Origin of the sequence: Streptomyces sp. NRRL F-5122 (assembly GCF_001507435.1) — a bacterium.
Classification (GTDB): domain Bacteria; phylum Actinomycetota; class Actinomycetes; order Streptomycetales; family Streptomycetaceae; genus Streptomyces; species Streptomyces lannensis.
On sequence record NZ_LMWH01000267.1, the window covers coordinates 1 to 15711 of the forward strand.

Annotated in this window: 14 protein-coding genes, 2 tRNA genes and 1 pseudogene; 13 read left to right on the top strand and 4 right to left on the bottom strand. The window is 69.5% G+C overall.

Translation table 11 applies throughout. The annotated features are described in order from the left end of the window. The 7 genes and pseudogenes from ADL25_RS36840 to ADL25_RS36870 form a co-directional block, all read left to right on the top strand. A pseudogene (locus tag ADL25_RS36840) lies at window positions 1-292 on the top strand (6-phosphogluconate dehydrogenase); the annotation flags it as partial. 53 nt (window positions 293-345) lie between these two features. Then, window positions 346-1467 (top strand): DNA replication/repair protein RecF, encoded by a 1122-nt coding sequence (gene recF / locus ADL25_RS36845; RefSeq protein WP_059132283.1) that lies wholly within the window; start codon window positions 346-348, stop codon window positions 1465-1467. Then, window positions 1464-1997 (top strand): DUF721 domain-containing protein, encoded by a 534-nt coding sequence (locus ADL25_RS36850; RefSeq protein WP_059132284.1) that lies wholly within the window; start codon window positions 1464-1466, stop codon window positions 1995-1997. Before recF ends, ADL25_RS36850 begins: the two co-directional genes overlap by 4 nt. 363 nt (window positions 1998-2360) lie before the next feature. Beyond that, entirely contained in the window at window positions 2361-4445 is a 2085-nt protein-coding gene (gene gyrB, locus ADL25_RS36855; protein WP_059132285.1) for a DNA topoisomerase (ATP-hydrolyzing) subunit B, read from the top strand. Between the two features lie 42 nt (window positions 4446-4487). After that, entirely contained in the window at window positions 4488-7079 is a 2592-nt protein-coding gene (gyrA, locus tag ADL25_RS36860) for a DNA gyrase subunit A (protein ID WP_059132286.1), read from the top strand. A gap of 18 nt (window positions 7080-7097) precedes the next feature. Next, a complete protein-coding gene (locus ADL25_RS36865; RefSeq protein WP_079050828.1) occupies window positions 7098-7847 on the top strand; it encodes a DUF3566 domain-containing protein in 750 nt (249 codons plus the stop codon). Between the two features lie 176 nt (window positions 7848-8023). Further along, window positions 8024-8097: transfer RNA gene (locus ADL25_RS36870), tRNA-Ile, on the top strand. Between the two features lie 73 nt (window positions 8098-8170). On the opposite strand, the gene ADL25_RS51680 is transcribed toward ADL25_RS36870, so the two are convergent. Further along, window positions 8171-8743 (bottom strand): tyrosine-type recombinase/integrase, encoded by a 573-nt coding sequence (locus ADL25_RS51680; protein ID WP_267889296.1) that lies wholly within the window; start codon window positions 8741-8743, stop codon window positions 8171-8173. Here ADL25_RS51680 and ADL25_RS49365 point away from each other — a divergent pair. The 3 genes from ADL25_RS49365 (at window position 8694) to ADL25_RS36890 (ending at window position 10091) form a co-directional block, all read left to right on the top strand. Next, window positions 8694-8948, top strand: a complete 255-nt coding sequence (locus ADL25_RS49365; RefSeq protein ID WP_059132287.1) for a hypothetical protein — start codon at window positions 8694-8696, stop codon at window positions 8946-8948. The two genes, ADL25_RS51680 and ADL25_RS49365, sit on opposite strands and share 50 nt — an antisense overlap. A gap of 27 nt (window positions 8949-8975) precedes the next feature. After that, window positions 8976-9446, top strand: coding sequence for a hypothetical protein (locus ADL25_RS48565; RefSeq protein ID WP_147317991.1), 471 nt, complete (start codon window positions 8976-8978; stop codon window positions 9444-9446). Between the two features lie 291 nt (window positions 9447-9737). Beyond that, a complete protein-coding gene (locus ADL25_RS36890) occupies window positions 9738-10091 on the top strand; it encodes a VOC family protein (protein WP_059132289.1) in 354 nt (117 codons plus the stop codon). Between the two features lie 242 nt (window positions 10092-10333). On the opposite strand, the gene ADL25_RS36895 is transcribed toward ADL25_RS36890, so the two are convergent. Next, the gene (locus ADL25_RS36895) at window positions 10334-10753 is read right to left on the bottom strand and encodes a DUF6344 domain-containing protein (protein ID WP_063805809.1); all 420 of its coding nucleotides are present in this window, start codon (window positions 10751-10753) and stop codon (window positions 10334-10336) included. A gap of 338 nt (window positions 10754-11091) precedes the next feature. Between ADL25_RS36895 and ADL25_RS47035 the strand changes: the two genes are divergently transcribed. Further along, window positions 11092-11220 carry a DLW-39 family protein gene (locus tag ADL25_RS47035; protein WP_003999697.1) on the top strand — a complete coding sequence of 43 codons (129 nt, stop codon included), beginning with the start codon at window positions 11092-11094 and terminating at the stop codon, window positions 11218-11220. Window positions 11221-11470: 250 nt separating this feature from the next. Continuing rightward, on the top strand, window positions 11471-12841 hold the full coding sequence (locus tag ADL25_RS36900) for a hypothetical protein (RefSeq protein ID WP_234381186.1): 1371 nt from the start codon (window positions 11471-11473) through the stop codon (window positions 12839-12841). Window positions 12842-12847: 6 nt separating this feature from the next. Here ADL25_RS36900 and ADL25_RS36905 read toward each other — a convergent pair whose 3' ends face one another. Both ADL25_RS36905 and ADL25_RS36910 read right to left on the bottom strand, forming a co-directional pair. Then, window positions 12848-14446, bottom strand: coding sequence for a serine/threonine-protein kinase (locus tag ADL25_RS36905; protein ID WP_059132290.1), 1599 nt, complete (start codon window positions 14444-14446; stop codon window positions 12848-12850). An 85-nt stretch (window positions 14447-14531) separates the two neighbouring features. Further along, a complete protein-coding gene (locus ADL25_RS36910; protein ID WP_059132291.1) occupies window positions 14532-15083 on the bottom strand; it encodes a helix-turn-helix domain-containing protein in 552 nt (183 codons plus the stop codon). A 180-nt stretch (window positions 15084-15263) separates the two neighbouring features. Between ADL25_RS36910 and ADL25_RS36915 the strand changes: the two genes are divergently transcribed. Then, window positions 15264-15336: transfer RNA gene (locus ADL25_RS36915), tRNA-Ala, on the top strand. Window positions 15337-15711: the final 375 nt, after the last annotated feature.

A 15711-nucleotide genomic window follows, 5' to 3' on the forward strand; every position in this document is an offset into this window, starting at 1 on the left:
CGAGGTCTTCCGCTCCTGGCAGGAGGGCACCGTCATCCGCTCGTGGCTGCTCGACCTCGCGGTGAACGCGCTCGACGAGGACGAGCACCTCGACAAGCTGCGCGGCTGGGCCGCCGACTCCGGCGAGGGCCGGTGGACCGTGGAAGCGGCCATCGACAACGCCGTGCCGCTACCGGCGATCACGGCGTCGCTGTTCGCCCGCTTCGGCTCGCGGCAGGACGACTCGCCGCAGATGAAGATGATCGCCGCGCTGCGCAACCAGTTCGGCGGCCACGCCGTAGAGAAGAAGTAATCCACAGGGCCGCCCGGCGGTCCACAACCCTTGGGGGAGGTCGGCGAACGACCATGCACGTCGCGCACCTGTCGCTGGCCGACTTCCGCTCGTACGCCCGGGTCGAAGTCCCGCTCGACCCGGGCGTCACCGCCTTCGTCGGCCCGAACGGGCAGGGCAAGACGAACCTGGTCGAAGCGGTCGGCTATCTGGCCACGCTCGGTAGCCACCGCGTCTCCTCCGATGCGCCGCTCGTCCGCATGGGCGCCGAGCGGGCGATCATCCGGGCGCAGGTCAGACAGGGCGACCGGCAGCAACTGGTCGAGCTCGAGCTGAACCCCGGCAAGGCCAACCGCGCCCGCATCAACAGGTCCTCGCAGGTCAGGCCGCGTGACGTGCTGGGCATAGTGCGCAGCGTGCTGTTCGCGCCCGAGGACCTGGCGCTGGTCAAGGGCGATCCCGGCGAGCGCCGCCGTTTCCTCGACGAGCTGATCACCGCCCGCTCCCCGCGCATGGCGGGCGTCCGCTCCGACTACGAACGGGTCCTCAAGCAGCGCAACACCCTGTTGAAGACGGCCGCGCTGGCGCGCCGCCACGGTGGTCGGGGCGCGGATCTGTCCACACTCGACGTCTGGGACCAGCACCTGGCGCGCGCCGGGGCCGAGTTGCTCGCCCAGCGCCTGGACCTGATCGCCTCGATCCAGCCGCTCGCGGACAAGGCCTATGAGCAGCTGGCACCCGGTGGCGGCCCGGTCACCCTGGAGTACAGGCCGTCCGCGCCGGGCGACGCCCACACCCGCGAGGCGCTCTACGAGCAGCTGACCGGCGCGCTCACCGAGTCCCGCAAGCAGGAGATCGAACGCGGTGTCACCCTGGTGGGTCCGCACCGGGACGATCTGCTGCTCAAGCTCGGTCAGCTGCCCGCCAAGGGATACGCGTCCCACGGCGAGTCCTGGTCCTACGCGCTGGCGCTGCGCCTGGCGTCCTACGACCTGCTGCGCGTGGAGGGCAACGAGCCGGTGCTCGTCCTCGACGACGTCTTCGCCGAGCTGGACACCCGCCGGCGCGAACGACTGGCCGAGCTGGTCGCACCCGGCGAGCAGGTCCTGGTGACCGCGGCGGTCGACGACGACGTACCGCACGTACTGACGGGGACGCGGTTCACCGTGTCCGACGGCACCGTGGAGCGCGCATGAGCACCGACGAACCCGCACCGAAGAAGACCTCCGAACTCTCCGGCGTGGACCTCGCGCGCGTGGCGCTGCGGGCCGCGAAGGAACAGGCACGCGCGCGTGGGGACGCCGCTCAGCAGAAGAAGCAGGCGCGCCGCGGCGGGCTGCGCTCCGGCGCCCGCGCCGACGGCCGCGACCCGATGGCGCTCGGTGCGGCGATCAACCGGCTGATCACCGAGCGCGGCTGGGAGACCCCGGCCGCGGTGGGCGGGGTGATGGGCCGCTGGCCGCAGATCGTCGGCGCGGACCTCGCCAGGCACTGCGTACCGCAGAGGTACGACGAGGACGAGCACGTGCTCACCGTGAGCTGCGACTCCACGGTCTGGGCGACGCAGCTGCGGCTGCTGGCCCCGCAGCTCGTTGCGCGCCTGAACGAGGACCTGGGGCACGGCACGGTCCGGTTGATCAAGGTGCACGGACCCGGTGCTCCGGCCCAGCGTTTCGGCCCGCTGCGCGCTCCCGGCAGCAAGGGCCCCGGTGACACGTACGGGTGACCGACATCACTCGGCACCGCCCGCGGCAGGCGCCCGGCGGCCGTTTCGTCGTACCCACATGCGATTGCGAAGCCGGGCCCGACTCCTCAGTAGCCAAGGGTTGACAGCCGGAAGCGCTGAGTGCCTCGTAGAGCCTCTTGGAGCCCCGCTCCGCATATGGGGAGTCGGGCAAGACCGGTTGAGGGCGGCACATGCGGACTCAGGTACCGGCAAACCCCCATCACTGTCGGCGCTACCGGTAGACTAGAAGCTAATCCCGCCCCGAACGTGGGGACCGTCCGGGAATAGCTGAGCAACGCTGATCAAGGCTTACCAACGCAACATGCCGCAGCCGCTCCGGCAAGCCGCCGACGAGCCCGGCTCGTGCTGTGCCAGAAAGGGCGCTTCGTGGCCGATTCCGGCAACCCCAACGAGAACATCCCGTCCACCGACGCCGGCGAGAACGGTGCGGTGACTCCGCCGAACGGCGAGGTCACCGCCTCGTACGACGCCAGCGCCATCACCGTGCTCGAAGGGCTGGACGCGGTCCGCAAGCGACCCGGTATGTACATCGGCTCCACCGGCGAGCGCGGTCTGCACCACCTCGTGTACGAGGTCGTGGACAACTCCGTCGACGAGGCTCTGGCCGGCCATGCGGACACCATCGACGTGACGATCCTGGCCGACGGCGGCGTGCGCGTCGTCGACAACGGCCGCGGTATCCCCGTGGGCATCGTCCCCTCCGAGGGCAAGCCGGCCATCGAGGTCGTGCTGACCGTTCTGCACGCGGGCGGCAAGTTCGGCGGCGGCGGCTACGCGGTCTCCGGCGGTCTGCACGGCGTCGGCGTCTCCGTCGTGAACGCCCTGTCCAGCAAGGTGTCGGTCGAGGTCAGGACCGACGGCCACCGCTGGACGCAGGACTACAAGATGGGCGTCCCGACAGCCCCGCTCGCCCAGCACGAGGAGACCGGCGAGACCGGCACCTCGGTCACCTTCTGGGCCGATCCGGACATCTTCGAGACCACCGAGTACTCCTTCGAGACGCTTTCGCGGCGCTTCCAGGAGATGGCGTTCCTCAACAAGGGCCTGACGATCAGGCTCACCGACGAACGCGAGTCGGCGAAGGCCACCGCAGGGGCGGACGAGGCCGGTGCCGACGAGAAGGACGAGGTCAAGAGCGTCACGTACCACTACGAGGGCGGCATTGTCGACTTCGTGAAGTACCTCAACTCCCGCAAGGGAGACGTGGTGCACCAGACGGTGATCGATCTCGAGGCCGAGGACAAGGACAAGAGCCTGTCCCTCGAGGTCGCGATGCAGTGGAACAGCGGATACAGCGAGGGCGTGTACTCCTTCGCCAACATCATCCACACCCACGAGGGCGGCACGCACGAGGAGGGCTTCCGTGCGGCGCTGACCTCGCTGATCAACAAGTACGCGCGCGACAAGAAGATGCTCCGCGAGAAGGACGACAACCTCACGGGCGACGACATCCGTGAGGGCCTGACGGCGATCATCTCGGTCAAGCTGAGCGAGCCGCAGTTCGAGGGCCAGACCAAGACCAAGCTGGGCAACACCGAGGCGAAGACGTTCGTCCAGAAGGCGGTCTACGAGCACCTCAACGACTGGCTGGACCGCAACCCGAACGAGGCGGCGGACATCGTCCGCAAGGGCATCCAGGCGGCCACCGCGCGCGTGGCGGCCCGCAAGGCGCGTGACCTGACCCGCCGCAAGGGCCTGCTGGAGAGCGCGTCCCTGCCGGGCAAGCTCTCGGACTGCCAGTCCAACGACCCGACCAAGTGCGAGATCTTCATCGTCGAGGGTGACTCCGCCGGCGGCTCGGCCAAGTCCGGCCGCAACCCGCAGTACCAGGCGATCCTCCCGATCCGGGGCAAGATCCTCAACGTCGAGAAGGCCAGGATCGACAAGATCCTGCAGAACCAGGAGATCCAGGCGCTGATCTCCGCGTTCGGCACCGGCGTGCACGAGGACTTCGACATCGAGAAGCTCCGCTATCACAAGATCATCCTGATGGCGGACGCCGACGTCGACGGCCAGCACATCAACACCCTGCTGCTGACGTTCCTCTTCCGCTTCATGCGGCCGCTGGTCGAGGCCGGGCACGTGTTCCTCTCGCGTCCCCCGCTCTACAAGATCAAGTGGGGTCGGGACGAGGTCGAGTACGCGTACTCCGACCGTGAGCGCGACGCACTGCTGGAGATGGGCCGCCAGCGCGGCAAGCGGGTCCGGGAGGACTCGATCCAGCGCTTCAAGGGCCTCGGTGAGATGAACGCCGAGGAGCTGCGGGTGACCACCATGGACATCGAGCACCGCGTCCTCGGCCAGGTCACGCTCGACGACGCCGCCCAGGCCGACGACCTGTTCTCGGTCCTCATGGGCGAGGACGTCGAGGCCCGCCGCGCGTTCATCCAGCGCAACGCCAAGGACGTCCGCTTCCTCGACATCTGAGTCGGTCTCAGCTGACCGCATCAGGAAGGAACTTCACCAGCAATGGCCGACGAGAACACTCCCGCCACGCCTGCAGAGGCAGCCGGCGACATCGTCCGCATCGAGCCCGTCGGGCTCGAGACGGAGATGCAGCGCTCGTACCTGGACTACGCGATGTCCGTCATCGTGTCCCGGGCGCTGCCGGACGTCCGGGACGGCCTCAAGCCCGTCCACCGCCGCGTCCTGTACGCGATGTACGACGGCGGATACCGACCCGAGCGCGGCTTCTACAAGTGCGCCCGCGTGGTCGGTGACGTCATGGGCAACTACCACCCGCACGGCGACTCCTCGATCTACGACGCGCTGGTCCGCCTCGCGCAGCCGTGGTCGATGCGGATGCCGCTGGTGGACTCCAACGGCAACTTCGGCTCTCCGGGCAACGACCCCGCGGCCGCCATGCGCTACACCGAGTGCAAGATGGCGCCGCTGTCCATGGAGATGGTCCGCGACATCGACGAGGAGACCGTCGACTTCACGGACAACTACGACGGCCGCTCCCAGGAGCCGACGGTCCTTCCGTCCCGCTTCCCGAACCTGCTGATCAACGGATCCGCCGGTATCGCGGTCGGCATGGCGACCAACATCCCGCCGCACAACCTCCGTGAGGTCGCGGCGGGCGCCCAGTGGTACCTGGAGAACCCGGAGGCCTCGCACGAGGAGCTGCTCGAGGCCCTCATCGAGCGCATCAAGGGCCCTGACTTCCCCACGGGCGCCCTCGTGGTGGGCCGCAAGGGCATCGAGGAGGCCTACCGCACCGGGCGCGGCTCGATCACCATGCGCGCGGTCGTCGAGGTCGAGGAGATCCAGAACCGCCAGTGCCTGGTGGTCACCGAGCTGCCCTACCAGGTCAACCCGGACAACCTCGCGCAGAAGATCGCCGACCTGGTCAAGGACGGCAAGATCGGCGGCATCGCGGACGTCCGCGACGAGACGTCTTCCCGTACCGGCCAGCGCCTGGTCATCGTGCTCAAGCGGGACGCGGTCGCCAAGGTCGTCCTGAACAACCTCTACAAGCACACCGACCTGCAGACGAACTTCGGCGCCAACATGCTGGCGCTCGTCGACGGTGTGCCGCGCACCCTGTCCCTGGACGCGTTCATCCGCCACTGGGTGACGCACCAGATCGAGGTCGTCGTCCGCCGTACGCGCTTCAGGCTGCGCAAGGCCGAGGAGCGCGCACACATCCTGCGCGGCCTGCTGAAGGCCCTGGACGCCATCGACGAGGTCATCGCGCTGATCCGCAGCAGCGCCACCGTCGAGGTCGCGCGCGAGGGCCTGATGGGGCTCCTGGAGATCGACGAGATCCAGGCCAACGCGATCCTCGAGATGCAGCTGCGCCGTCTGGCCGCCCTGGAGCGCCAGAAGATCGTCCAGGAGCACGACGAGCTCCAGACGAAGATCAACGAGTACAACCAGATCCTCGCCTCCCCGGTCCGTCAGCGCGGGATCGTCAGCGAGGAGCTGGCCGCGATCGTCGAGAAGTACGGCGACGACCGCCAGACCAAGCTGATCCCGTACGAGGGCGACATGTCCATCGAGGACCTGATCGCCGAAGAGGACATCGTCGTCACGGTCACCCGCGGCGGCTACATCAAGCGCACCAAGACGGACGACTACCGCGCCCAGAAGCGCGGCGGCAAGGGCGTGCGCGGCACGAAGCTCAAGGAAGACGACATCGTCGACCACTTCTTCGTGTCCACCACGCACCACTGGCTGCTGTTCTTCACCAACAAGGGCCGTGTCTACCGGGCGAAGGCCTACGAGCTGCCCGACGCCGGCCGGGACGCGCGCGGTCAGCACGTCGCGAACCTGCTCGCCTTCCAGCCCGACGAGGCGATCGCGGAGATCCTCGCCATCCGCGACTACGAGGCCGTGCCGTACCTGGTGCTCGCCACCAAGGGCGGTCTGGTCAAGAAGACGCCTCTGAAGGATTACGATTCGCCGCGTTCGGGCGGTGTGATCGCGATCAATCTTCGCGAGATGGACGACGGTTCCGATGACGAACTGATCGGGGCCGAACTCGTCTCGTCCGAGGACGATCTGCTTCTGATCAGCAAGAAGGCTCAGTCGATCAGGTTCACGGCGACCGACGAGTCCCTGCGCCCGATGGGCCGTGCCACCTCGGGCGTCAAGGGCATGAGTTTCCGTGAGGGTGACGAGCTGCTCTCGATGAATGTTGTTCGACCCGGTACGTTCGTGTTCACTGCAACAGACGGTGGGTACGCGAAGCGGACCGCTGTCGACGAGTACCGCGTCCAGGGGCGTGGCGGCCTCGGCATCAAGGCTGCCAAGATCGTCGAGGATCGCGGCTCGCTCGTCGGTGCGCTGGTGGTCGAGGAGACCGACGAGATCCTCGCCATCACGCTGTCGGGCGGTGTGATTCGTACGCGAGTCAATGAGGTCAGGGAGACGGGCCGTGACACCATGGGCGTCCAACTGATCAACCTGGGCAAGCGCGATGCCGTGGTCGGTATCGCTCGTAACGCCGAGGCGGGGCGCGAGGCGGAGGAGGTCGACGGCGATGTTGTCGTGGACGAGACCGCGGACGACGACGCCATCGGCACGGCCGAGGGCGATACGCCCTCGGCCGAGTAACACGAGGAGTGAGTCAGCGTGAGCGGAGCCACGGGTTCCGGACCGACCGGTACGGAAACGGACGGCGGAGGCCGTGGCTCCGCCACGAACTCGACGCACTCCCATGATTCTCATGGATCCCAGGGGGGAACTGTGACGGACACCCGAGGCCCGCAGACCCAGCAGCACCAGGCTGGAGCGGGCCCGGCCGCTCCCGGTGCCGCGCAGCCCGTGCCGGGGGTGCAGCCTGCCGCGGCACCCGTGGGCCCGGCGCCCACCGCGCCGCCCGCCTCCCCTCTCCCGGGGGAGCGGCAGGCCCAGCAGCCCGCGGGGCCCTACCACCCGCCCCAGGCGTACCAGGCGCAGCCGCCGGCCGGCGCCGTACGCCGTCCCCGGACCGGGGCGCGCACCGTTCCGCGCACCCGCAAGGCGCGCCTCAGGGTGGCGAAGGCCGACCCGTGGTCGGTGATGAAGGTCAGCTTCCTGCTGTCCATCGCGCTCGGTGTCTGCACGATCGTGGCGTCCGCGGTGCTGTGGATGGTCATGGACGCCATGGGCGTCTTCTCGACGGTCGGCGGCACGCTGTCGGAGGCCACCGGCTCCAACGATTCGAACGGCTTCGACCTCCAGGCGTTCCTGTCCCTGCCGCACGTGCTGACCTTCACCGCGATCATCGCGGTCATCGACGTCGTGCTGGCGACCGCGCTCGCGACACTGGGCGCGTTCATCTACAACATCTCCGCGGGCTTCGTCGGCGGCGTCGAGCTGACGCTGGCGGAGGACGAGTAACCGCGCCTGCGGGTGTCTTCGGCACCGGCAGACCGATGTTGTACGAGAGCGCGTCCCCGACGGGATGCGCTCTCTTCGCAAGGGTCCCGGGCCTTCGGGTATCGATTTTGGGACTTCCCACCTCGTGCGCTAATCTTCAGGGGTCAGCGCGCGGGACACACACCGCAAAGCGCGGCGGGGCTATAGCTCAGTTGGTTAGAGCGCATCCCTGATAAGGATGAGGCCACAGGTTCAAATCCTGTTAGCCCCACATACGAAAAGACCCCCCAGTCCATACGGGCTGGGGGTCTTTTGACATCACCGGTTGAAACGCGCGGCAACGGTCAGCCGATGAGCGGATCTTCTAGAAGCTCGGCCGGTAGCGCGACGGCTTCTCGTTCATCCTCGCCGACCACGTGCATGTACACGTCCACAGTCATGCTGATCCGGCTGTGTCGGATGATCGCCTGAGCCACCTTGGAATGCACCTTCAACAAGGCGAACAGAGTCCCGCAGGTGTGCCGGGCGAGCCGGACCGTGATGCGCCGCACGCCGGCACGCCTCACGAGCCGATCAAAGGTCCGCGAAAAGCCGACCGGGCCAATCATGCCGCCATGGGCCGACGAAAAGATCAGATCTTGATCGGGCCCTTGCGACCAGTGATCACCGGTGGGAGCCGGGGTGAGTGGTGGGCTGAGGAAGGGTGTTACCGACCGTGCCTTACCACCTGGTTCAACCGGACTGCCGCAGCGTCCGGTTCGCTGCTTGTGAGGGAGGCCGCACGAAGCGCGGACCGCCGAGAGCCTAAAGTCCGTGTGGTCATGGGGACTTGGGGCGCGGGGTGAGATCCGCGGGAAGGGGGGCCCGATGTCGCACGACGATGGGGAGAGCCTGGCGCCGGGGTCCGGCGCGCTCACGTACGCGATGCTGACGGCCGAGGCGGGACGCCAGGCCGCGCTGCCCAGGCCGAAGGCACGCGGCCGTCGGGAGGCGGACGTCCGGAGGGTGCCGTGGTGGCGGGTGCGGACGTTGCGGGGGATCTCAGGTCTGTCCACTCTGGTCCCGGCGTTGATCTGTGCGGTTCTCGTCCTGGTGATCTACACGCTGGTCGGGGATTCCTAGCTGGCGCCGCAGGCCTTGTTCGTACTCGTGGTCGCAGTCGGCTTGGCGCTCTACGGGGGCTACCGCCTTCGCAGAGGTGGAGGCGCCACGGCCAGAGCCCTGGCCCGCGCGGCCGGCGCGCCCGGCCCCGTGTCCAAGCGGTATGCCCTGCTGTACGACCCGCCCTGGGGCGGGACCGCCCTGCTGGTGCTGTTCCCGGCCGGCGGGGGCGACCACGTCCGGCCCGAGGCGGTACTGGAGCGCTGGCCTCTGCCACTGCCTCAGCCCCGGTTCCCGGGGCAAGGCGGGCTGCCGGCCGACCTGCCCGTGGAGCCCGCCGGCAACCTCGAAGTCCGTGGCCGTACGGACGAGTCTCCGATGGGCGTCCCGTGGATCGACGGGCGCGCGTACTGGCCGAAGCATTCCTACGGCCCCGACGACCTGAAGGGGGAGGAGGGCCGAGCCCTGATGGCCCGGCTGCTGGTCGACGCGGGGGACGGGGAAGCGATCGAGTCGTGAACTCCTCGCCCGGGTGCGAATGTGTGGGTGGGTGTCACTGATGCGAAACGACCCTCAGTCGATCACGGCTGGGGGTCTTTGGCATTCATGGCTGACATCGACGCACGGTGTCGGCTCAGCCGGCGCGCAGAGGGCATCGCGCGTCAGCCGCGAGGCGCGGGTCTTCCTCCGGGCCGAGGAAATCGCCCTCCGCCGGTAGTTCGGAGGGCCGACCGGCCAGCCGCCGCGGGCCTTCCCTCCGAGCGCTTCAATCGCCTGTTCTCGCAGCTCGGCTACGCCTAGGCTCGGCGCATGACCTTGGAATGGGAACAGGTAATCGTTCACTCGGTGGATCCGGTCGCCTTGGGGCAGTGGTGGGCCAAGGCTCTCGGCTGGGTCGTCGTCCACTCCTCCGACGAGGAGTTCGAGATCCGCCCGGAGCCGGATCGTCTGCCAGGGTTGGACTTCGTCAGGATCGAGGAGAGCAAGAAGGTCAAGAGCCGGCTGCATCTCGACTTCAGGCCCGACGACCAGGACGCCGAGGTGGCTCGCCTCGAGGCTCATGGCGCGAAACGTGTCGACATCGGCCAGGGTGAGCAGTCGTGGGTCGTCATGGCGGACCCCGAGGGCAACGAGTTCTGTGTCCTTGGCCAACGGCGTCCGTGACAACCCCCTGAGAGCGCGCGTGTCCAGCCTGAGGGACGTGCGGTTCGGAGGCTGCGGCAAAGGCGCCACGAGCTGACGGCCGCGGTCGGCGGCGACGGCTGACTTCGGTTCGGGGACATCAGCAGCCCGGCACCTGGGAGCAGGTGCCGGGCCGCTTGCTGTGGCGGTGTACGCAAGATCGCCTGTGATGGATCAGGGGCGCCCGTGGGGGCGGTGAAGGGACCGGAGAGGAAGGGTCTCGATCAGCACTGGAGCCGAGCCGTCGGTTCGTGCGAGGCGGTTGCCGGTGCGCAGCGGGGCTGGAGGGAGGAGCGTGCGACCGGGATGGCCGGGACGATGTCCGCGGGTGTTCGCCGTCGGCAGCTCGGGGAGGAACCGTGGGCCTCGGCCCTGATGCGTTGTTTCATCGTGGGGGGCAGGGACCGACTGTGGGGCAGTTCGGACCGGGTCTGTCTCGGTAGCGTCACCGTCGGGGTCGGATGGACCGGGTCCACCCGGCGGGCCGGAAGGATCCGGCGGGCCTGGCGGTCGCAGTTGCGCTCCGGCTGGGGCTGAGGTACCGCGGCGGTGGCGGTCCTCTTGATGAGTCCGAGCGCGGTGCACAGTGCCAGGAGAGCCGTGACGACGGTGTTCCAGAGCTGAATGAGCTTGTTCCCGGTCATGTCCCCTCACTTTCGGGTCGGGCGATTTGCGTACTTTCCTCATGATGTGTATGTGGGCCGCGAAGTGGTGGACCGACGCCCGTGGCGCGTCGCTCTTCGGATGAACACCACTCGGATGGACGTAATAGGTCCGGAAAGTTGGAGAATGGCAGGGGACGACGGTGAACGTCACATTCTGTGATGGACGATCACCCACGGGCGACGGTGGTGAAGGTCGGCCGTACTGCGGTGCGCCGGGCCCGAGTTGAGGGCGGACTCGGGCACGCCGATCGATGTCGGTCGGTGTGTATAGTCGGGCGCCAGAGGTCCCCTACGTCAAGGAAAGACGAGGTCGCGCGGTGAAGAAGCTTCTCCTGGTCGCACTGGCCGCCATCGGCGGGCTCCTCGTGTACCGCCAGATCCAGGCGGATCGCGCCGAGCAGGATCTGTGGACGGAGGCGACCGACTCCGTGCCCACGGGTTCGTGAGGTCCTACGGACAACAGATTCGGAGCAAACCCCGACCGCCGTCGCGGTCGGGGTTTTGTGTTGCCCGGGAGACACGGCCCGCGGGGAGGGGGTGTTTCGGACGCCCGGACACAATGCCCGGGTGCCCCCGTGGCCCGCGGGGCAGGATGGGCGGTCCGGGTGGTGCGGGGCGAGGGGGCGTGAGATGGGGCGGCGCACGGGGGCGGGACGGGGAGCGCGCGGACACGGGTGGACACCGGGGCGCGGGACGGTGACCCTGTGTGCCGCCGCGGCGCTTGCGACGATCGTGGCGCACCCGGTGCGGGCCGCTCCCGTCACCGAGGGCACGCCGACCCCGTACGCCTTCGCCGAGGACGACACGAGGGTCGAGGGCGCCACCGTCACCACGGATGCCGTCCGCCTGGACCCCGGGCACACCTACCGCAGTGCCCTGCCGGCCACAGGCAGGCGCTACTACCGCCTGGAGCTGGACTCCTCGGCCAACGCCTATGTCTCCGCGACGGCCGTCCCCGGGGCGGGCGCACGGGTCTCCTCCGCCGACGGACTCAAAGTGTCCGTTCAGGACGCCGGTGGAACCACCTGTTCCACCGGGACCGCGCACTTCGGGCCCACCGGGAGCCCGCACCCCATCGCCGCGTGGGCCTCGCGCGAGACGGGCGCCGCTACCTACGGGTGCAAGGGCGCGGGGGTGTACTACGTCGTCGTGGAGCGGCGCGCTCCGGGGTCGTCCGGGTCCACGTCCGGAGACTGGGACCTCGAACTCGACTGTGCGTCGGAGCCGGCTCTCGACCGGGACGATGCCACGACCCCGCCCGGATCCTGGGACTCGGCGACGCCCGAGGCCGTCCTCGGCGACGCCACCCGACGGGCGGGCGGGGCGGGCTTCGCCGGCGCGAGCGCGCTGGGGCAGGGCGTCTGGCAGGACGCCGTCCGCCCCGGGCAGACCCTCTTCTACAAGGTGCCCGTCGACTGGGGACAACAGCTCTCCGCCACCGTGGAGATGGGCAGTTCCACCGGTGGCGACGGCTTTGTCGGCACCGCCCTGGCCATGTCGCTGTACAACCCCGTACGCGCCCACGTCGACGACGCCGACGCCGGGTACAACGGTGCGCAGACCTCGGCGGCGCTCGAGCCGCTGCCGCCCGTCGACCATGCCAACCGCCATGCCCCCGGTGACCGCATCAGCGCGATGCGGTTCGCGGGCTGGTACTACCTCGCGGTGCACCTGGGCGCACCGGTGGCGGACAGGTTCGGGGACGGGCCGTTCGGGCTGACGCTGCGGGTGCGGGTGAGCGGTACGCCGGTGTCCGCTCCGGCGTATGCGGGACGCGCCGCGCCCCGCGACGTCTTCGGCGTCACGGCCGGAGACCGCGAGGAGGCCGAGGCGGGCGCGACGGGGGACGGGGGCGTCTCCCGAGGCGAGCCGGGGGCCGGCGCGACGGCGCGCGAGAACGGCGGAGCGCGCGGCGACGCGAGCGGCCGCGGGGGAACGGAACAGGACACCGGCACGATGCTGCTGGTCGCCGCGAGCGGGATCGGCACCGGCAGCGTCCTGGTCCTGGGGCTGGTGTTGTGGACCGCGATCGCCCGGCGGCGGGCGCGCGACCGCTGGGCCGGGTAACCGCGTTCAGAGCCGTGCCAGCGCCCAGAACCCCACGGCGAAGCAGGCCAGCGCGAGCAGCAGCACCGGTAGGGCGACCTTCGCCGGCGGTCCGGGGCGCCGGGCCGCCGGCCGGCCGCCGCGCCGAGTGATCTCCCGCGGCCGGGTGGGGGCGTGCAGGGCCCCGACGGGGTGTCCATGGACGGGCTGCTGTGCCGAGAGGGCACTGCGGGTGGGAGACGCTCCGGCCGGGGACGTGGGCGTGGGCTCGTGACGCGGAATGCGGGCGGGAGCCGGGGCCAGTGGCGTGGACGGCTGCGAGGGCGCGCTGAGCGCCTCGCGGGGCAGCGGGGGCGGCAGATGGAAGCTTCCGGTGTCCGACATCGTGGCCGGTCGCTGGGTGGGCGTGGGATCGACCGGGGGCCTGGGCGGTACGACGAAGGGCGCGGGCGCGGGCCGTGCGGCAGGGGGCGTCGGCGCGACCGCGGAGGCGGGGGTTACGGAGGCCGCGGCTCCGGTCGTGCCGGCGACGGAGGGACCGGAGGCTGCGGAGGGGCCGGGGACTGCGGAGGGAGGGGCTGCGGTCGGCCGGGGCGGTATCGGACCGCTTGTGGGCCGCGCGGGGCCGCCTGCCGTCCCGGAGGGGCCGTGCGATCCCGAGGATCCCGTCGAGTGTGCCGCGCCGGCTGCGGCGCCGTTCGTGTGCGGCGGGGCGGCCGCGGGGTCCGTCACCGCCGACGGCGTGCGCAGCGGTCCCTGGGGGGCGAACCCCCGTGGAAGCGGTCCGAGTTGGTCGAAGACCTCCACCCGCTCGTCGTCGGGGCCGGGTTCCGGCGGCAGTTCCCCGGCCGCGGCCAGGGCCTTGCGGGCGCCCGTGGCGGTGCGGAACCGTGCGGCCGGGTCCGGTTGCAGCAGTGTCGCCACGACCTCCCACAGAGGCCCGGGAACACCGCGTGGCGGCCCGGGTGTGCCGTTGGCCCCGAAGTGCTCGACGAGTGCCTTGGTGTCCGCCTTGGCGCCCTCCAGCAGGTACAGCGCGACGAGGCCGACGCCGAACAGATCGGAGGCGAAGTCCGGATCGGCGCCCATCAGTTGCTCGGGTGCGAGATAACCGGGCGTACCGACCACGTAGTCGGTCTCCGTCAACCGCGGTTCTCCCAGGCGCATGGCGACGCCGAAGTCGGACAGCCGCAGCCGGGGCCGGGCGGTGCCGGTGGCTTCGAGGAGCACATTGGCGGGCTTGATGTCGCGGTGCACCACGCCTTCCGCGTGCACGGCACTGAGCCCGGACAACAACTGGTCGAGCAGCACGCAGACGAAGGACGGGGGCAGTGGGCCGTAGTCCCCGACGAGATGGACCAGCGAGCCGCCGGTGACCAGGTCCATGGTGAACAGGACCTTGTCGTCGTCCGCCGCCCAGCTGGCGGGCGCGAGCACATGCGGGTGGTCGATGCGCAGCGCCTGCTCGCGCACGAACCGCAGCAGCGCATGGGCGTCACGCTGCTGCAGGACCTTGGCGGCGACGTAGCGGCGCCGCCGGTGGTCCCAGGCGCGCCAGACCGCACCGACACCCCCGCGCCCGATGGGGTCGACGAGCTCGTACCGTCCGGCGAAGACCTCACCCATGGTCGTGCGTCGCCCCCTTCCGGACCGGCGATCAAGACTCCCGCGCACCCCCCGGCGCGAGAGTCCTGGCGGGTCGGGTGTCGGTTCAGCTCTGGTGCGACTGGTAGTGGGCGACCGCGTCGGAAGTGCGGCCGGCGCCGTACACCCGGAGGAACTCTGCCAGTTCCGGATGGCTCGGGGCGAGGGTGTCCGCCGCCTCGATGATGTCTCCCGCCGCCGCCACCGAGCGCAGCAGCGACTGGATCTCACGGACGACCCGCTTGACCGTGGGCACGCCCGAACTGTTCGTCGTGGGCGTGGTGTTGTTGTTGAGCACGGAGCCCCCCTGCGACTTCTTGATCTCGTCCATCCGCTCGGTGGCCTCGGCCGCGCTCACACTGCCGTCCGCGACCTGCCCCGCCAGGTCCTGCAGCAGCTGCACCCGCTGGACCACCGCCGGATTGCCGATCTTGGCGCGCTGACCGCTCATCAGCTGCGACAACATCGGAGCGGACAGTCCCAGTACACCGGCCAGACGAGCCTGGTTGAGCCCGAGATCCTCGATGAGCTTACGGAAGAGCGCCCCCAACGGCTCTCCGTACCAGTTCCGCTGCAGCTCCCGCGCTCTGGCGGTGGCTTCCTGCTGTGCGGCGTCCATTGCGTCTCCCCATCGCTTCCCCAAGTACCGCGGTTCGCTCTAGCGAACCACGAGGTGCATCTTACGGAGGGTGGTCCCCCACGGGGACCCCCAATCTTTTTGTGAGATGCAGGGGATGACCGGGTACGCTGGTGCGGAGCGCCCGCCGGCCCTGGTTCCCAGGCCGGACGTGGCTCCTTCGGGGCCTTAGCTCAGTTGGTAGAGCGCTGTCTTTGCATGGCAGATGTCAGGGGTTCGACTCCCCTAGGCTCCACACCTCGGACCGGTCGGTCGCCCTTGTGGCGGTCGGCCGGTCCTTCGTTCGTGGTGAGCGGTGCCACGGGGAACGATTTGCACCCGTTGCATTCCTTTGCGCAAACAGTCGAAACAGTCCATGGCCCGGAGCGGCCCCGGCCGGGTGCCAGGTCCGCGCGTAGGGCAGTGTGGGGTGATATAGGCAGACTTGTAGGATCAAGTGCGCCCAAAGATGTGTAAGCGGGAGGGTGCATTCCGTAAACAAAGTCTCCACGGAACTCCCACACTCGGTGCGTTGCAAACGTCATCGAGCAGGGAAGGTGTGAACCCCTCCTGTTCCACGTGAAACGTCACCCCGCGCCGGAACCCGCGGCTCCGCGTCGTCGCTGATGCC